Annotated in this window: 4 protein-coding genes; 2 read left to right on the top strand and 2 right to left on the bottom strand. The window is 73.0% G+C overall.

Translation table 11 applies throughout. The features are described from left to right. Position 1: 1 nt before the first annotated feature. Positions 2-1,240, bottom strand: coding sequence for an MFS transporter (locus tag GT354_RS15210; protein WP_237534918.1), 1,239 nt, complete (start codon positions 1,238-1,240; stop codon positions 2-4). A gap of 171 nt (positions 1,241-1,411) precedes the next feature. Between GT354_RS15210 and GT354_RS15205 the strand changes: the two genes are divergently transcribed. Both GT354_RS15205 and GT354_RS15200 read left to right on the top strand, forming a co-directional pair. Continuing rightward, positions 1,412-2,305 (top strand): LysR family transcriptional regulator, encoded by an 894-nt coding sequence (locus tag GT354_RS15205; protein ID WP_161356848.1) that lies wholly within the window; start codon positions 1,412-1,414, stop codon positions 2,303-2,305. A gap of 183 nt (positions 2,306-2,488) precedes the next feature. Continuing rightward, a complete protein-coding gene (locus GT354_RS15200; protein WP_161356847.1) occupies positions 2,489-2,899 on the top strand; it encodes a VOC family protein in 411 nt (136 codons plus the stop codon). Here GT354_RS15200 and GT354_RS15195 read toward each other — a convergent pair. Beyond that, complete coding sequence (locus GT354_RS15195) at positions 2,883-3,581, bottom strand: helix-turn-helix domain-containing protein (RefSeq protein WP_161356846.1); 699 nt, start codon at positions 3,579-3,581, stop codon at positions 2,883-2,885. The two genes, GT354_RS15200 and GT354_RS15195, sit on opposite strands and share 17 nt — an antisense overlap. Positions 3,582-3,762 lie beyond the last annotated feature (181 nt).

Here is a 3,762-nt window from a genome sequence, read left to right as displayed (position 1 = left end):
TTCACGTCCGCGCCCGCCGCCCCGCGGCCCCCGCGAGCAGCGCCGTCGCGCCCGCCAGGAGCGCGCCGAACCACAGCACGCTCGACGTCGAAACCGCGTCCACCGCGACCCCGCCGAGCAACGAGCCGAGCGAGATCGCCACCTGGAAGCCCGTCACGAACACCGCCGAGGCCGCCTCCGGCGCATCGGGCGCCGACCGCAGCATCCACCCCTGCAACGCGACCGGCACCGCGCCGTACGCGACACCCCACCCGGCCATCGCCACCACGGTCCCCGGCGTCCACGCGCCGGCGACCGCCAGCCCGACCACCGCCGCCGTGAGCAGCCCGGCCGCGAGCGCGAGCGTGGCATGCGGGCCCCGCCCCACATACGCGCCGGCCACGAAGTTCCCCACGATCCCGGCCACGCCGTAGCCGAGCAACAGCCCGCCGATCGGCCCGGGCCCCAGGTCCGCGACGTCCTCCAGGATCGGCCGGACGTAGGTGTACGCACCGAAGTGCCCCGCGATCACGAGCACGAGACCGACGACCCCCACTCGCACACTCCCGCGCCGCAACAACGCCGGAATCTCGCCGAGTCGCACCGCCCGCCCGGGCGGCAGCGGCGGCAGTACCAGCAACAACGCGACCAGCACGGCCGCGCTGAGCACCGCCATCGCCGCGAACGCCACGCGCCAACCGGCGTACTCGCCGATCAGCGTCCCCGTCGGCACGCCCACGACCGACGCGACCGACACCCCGCCGAAGATCAACGCGGTTGCTCGGCCGACCGAGCGCTCCGGCACCAGCCGAGTCGCCAGACTCGCGCCGATCGCCCAGAACCCGCCGATGCTCGCGCCCACCAGCAGGCGGGCGACGAGCAGCATCGCGAAGTTCTGCGCGAGCGCGCTCACCGTGTTGGCGACCAGGAGCAACACCATCATCGCGGCGAGCACGATCCGTCGATCGAGGCGTTTCGCGGCCACGAGTACGGCGGGCGCCGCGAAGGCCGCGACCACGGCCGCCAGCGTGAGCGCGAGCCCCGTGGTGCCGTCGGAGACGTTCAGACCCTGCGAGATGGGGGTGAGCAGGCCCACCGGCAACATCTCGGTGCTGACCACCGTGAACGTGCCGACCGCGACCGCGGTGACGGCGAGCCAGGAACGCACGGGAGTGAGTGGAGTGGGCGGGGTCGGAGAGAGGTCGGGTTCGGGGGCGGATGCCGGGGTGTACCGGTCGGGGTCGACCACTGCTTCTGACATGTCGCCAACCCTCGACGCGGGCGGGGTTCGGAACAACGGTGAACCTCGCATGCGTTGAGAAGCCGTGCTTATCCTTCCAGGTCGGGGCGCGCATCCGGGTCGGGGCCGCGCCGGGGCCGCTGGACGGGCGGGACGCGCGGGTTGGGGCCGCGCCGGGGAGAGGACCGGGACATGTCGTTGGAATTTCGCGAGTTGGAGTGCTTCGTCGTGCTCAGCGAGGAACTGCACTTCACCCGCACTGCGGCCCGCCTGTACACGTCGCAGGCCCGAGTGAGCCAACTCCTGCGCCGATTGGAGGCCCGGATCGGGACCCGCCTGTTCGATCGCAACAGCCGCCGAGTCCGACTCACCGCGCAGGGCGAGCGTTTCCTCGCCGAGCTGCGCCCGGGTTACGACGACGTCACCCGAGCCGTGGAACGGGCCCGCGCCCGGGCCCGGGGCGTCGAGGGCGTGCTGCGCGTCGGCTTCGTCGGCACGCCGTACGGAACCCTGCTGGACCTGGTCGGCGATTTTCGCGACCGGCATCCGCACGCCCGGGCCGACCTGGTCGAGCTGCGACTGTCGGACCCGTTCGGGCCGCTGTTGCGCGGCGAGATCGACGCGGCGTTCGTGACCCTGCCGGTGACCCACCCGGAACTGGACAACGGCGAGACCATCGCGTCCGACCCGTTCGTGCTCGGCGTGTCCGCGCGGCACCCGTTCGCCGGGCGCGCGTCGATCGACGCCGAGGAGCTGGCCGAATGCGCGTTCGTGGAGATCGCCCAACCCGCGCCGGCGTCGTGGCGGGCCCAACAGTCGCCCACCGTCACGCCGGGCGGGCGGCCGATCCCGCGCGGACCGGAGGCGTCGACGCTCCAGGAAGCGTTGTCGCTGATCGCCGCGGACCGGGCGGCGCTGCTGTTCTGTGCGCAGTTCGCGCAGTACAACGGGCGCCCGGACGTCGTGTTCGTCCCGGTCGCGGGGCTCGCCGCATCGAGGGTGACCCTGGCGTGGCGGTCCGGCCACGACACGAATCTGCTGCGCTTGTTCACGGCGGGAGCGGGCCTGCTCCCGGTGTCGGCCTGACGGCAGGGCCGAACGGATCCCGACGGCCGGGTCGAACGGCCAGGGAGCGCCGAGCGCCGGCTCGCGCGCGAGTCGGCGGGAGCGCGCGACGGGGGCGGGGCGAACGGATGTGACCGCGGGTCCGGGGAGAGCGCGTCCGATTCGTTCAAGACCGGCGCATCGCGGCGCGACTAGCGTGACGGCATGACTCTTCGATTCCACTTCATCGGCATGGCCGTCACCGACATGGCCGCGTCGCTTGCCTTCTATCGGGCCCTGGGCCTGGACATCCCCGCCGAGGCGGACGCCCAGCCGCATGTCGAGGTGCAATTGCCCGACGGCCCGCTGCTCGTCTGGGACTCGGCCGAGGTGATCCGCTCGTTCGATCCCGACTGGGACGGGGTGACCGGGGGCAACGGGCCCGCTCTGGCGTTCGCGTTCGCCGACCCCGCCGAGGTCGACAAGGTGTACGGCGAACTGGTCGCGGCCGGATACGAGAGCTGTAACGCTCCGTGGGACGCGTTCTGGGGCCAGCGCTACGCGGTCGTGCGCGACGCCGACGGCAACGGCGTGAACCTGCTCGCCCCGCTCCCGGACGCTACGCCGCAGAGTTGAGCAGCGTGCCCAGCGGCACGCCGGCCAGCGCTTTGACGTCGCGCGACAGATGGGCCTGGTCGGCGTAGCCCGAGCGCGCGGCGACGCCGGCGGCGGGGACTCCCTGGTAGGCGAGGTTCAGGGCCCGATCCAGGCGCAGGATGCGGGCCAGGGTCTTGGGGCCGTAGCCGAACGCGGTGAGCGAGCGGCGGTGGAACTGGCGTTCGCTGAGGTTGACGGTGTCCGCCACCGACGCGACGTCGGCGCCGGCCCGCAGCCGCTCGACCACGAGCGACGCGAACCGGTCGGCGTGCGAGTCGGCCGCCTCGCGGAGGCGCTCGGCGGCGACGGCCTCCAGGCACGCCGCCGGGTCGTCGGCTGCGGCGATCCGCTCGGCCAGTTCCCCCACGTCGCGTTCGGACCACACGTCGGACAGCGCCACTCGTCGATCGCGCAGTTCGTCGGCGGGCGCGCCGAACAGCGCCGGTCCCGTGCCGGGGGCACAGCGCACCGCCGCGTAGCGCGCGCCGGGCTCGTCCACGACCACGTGAGCGCGCGAGTCGGGTCCGGCGACGATCAGCGTCTCGCCGGACCAGATCAGGTCCATGCAGCCGTCGGGCAGCACCCGACCGACCCGGCTCGTGTCGACCGTGCGGGTCCATACGGTCAAGGGGGCCAGCAGTGATCGCCGTTCGAAGTACACGAACCCAGTATCGCGCCGGTCGGCGGAGGTACCGTTGACGCATCATCGTGCGCGGCTCGACCGGGGCAGGGGTACATGGACGACGAACGACAGCGCGAGCATTCGCGGACCGACGACGGTGCGGCCGCCGCGAGTGTGCCGAACATCGCGAGCACCGCGAGCACCGCGAGCACCGCGAGCA

It is taken from the genome of Streptomyces sp. SID3343, assembly GCF_009865215.1.
Taxonomy (GTDB): Bacteria; Actinomycetota; Actinomycetes; order Streptomycetales; family Streptomycetaceae; genus Embleya.
Note: the sequence above shows the minus strand (reverse complement) of the source record. Positions and strands in the feature narration are given on the sequence as shown.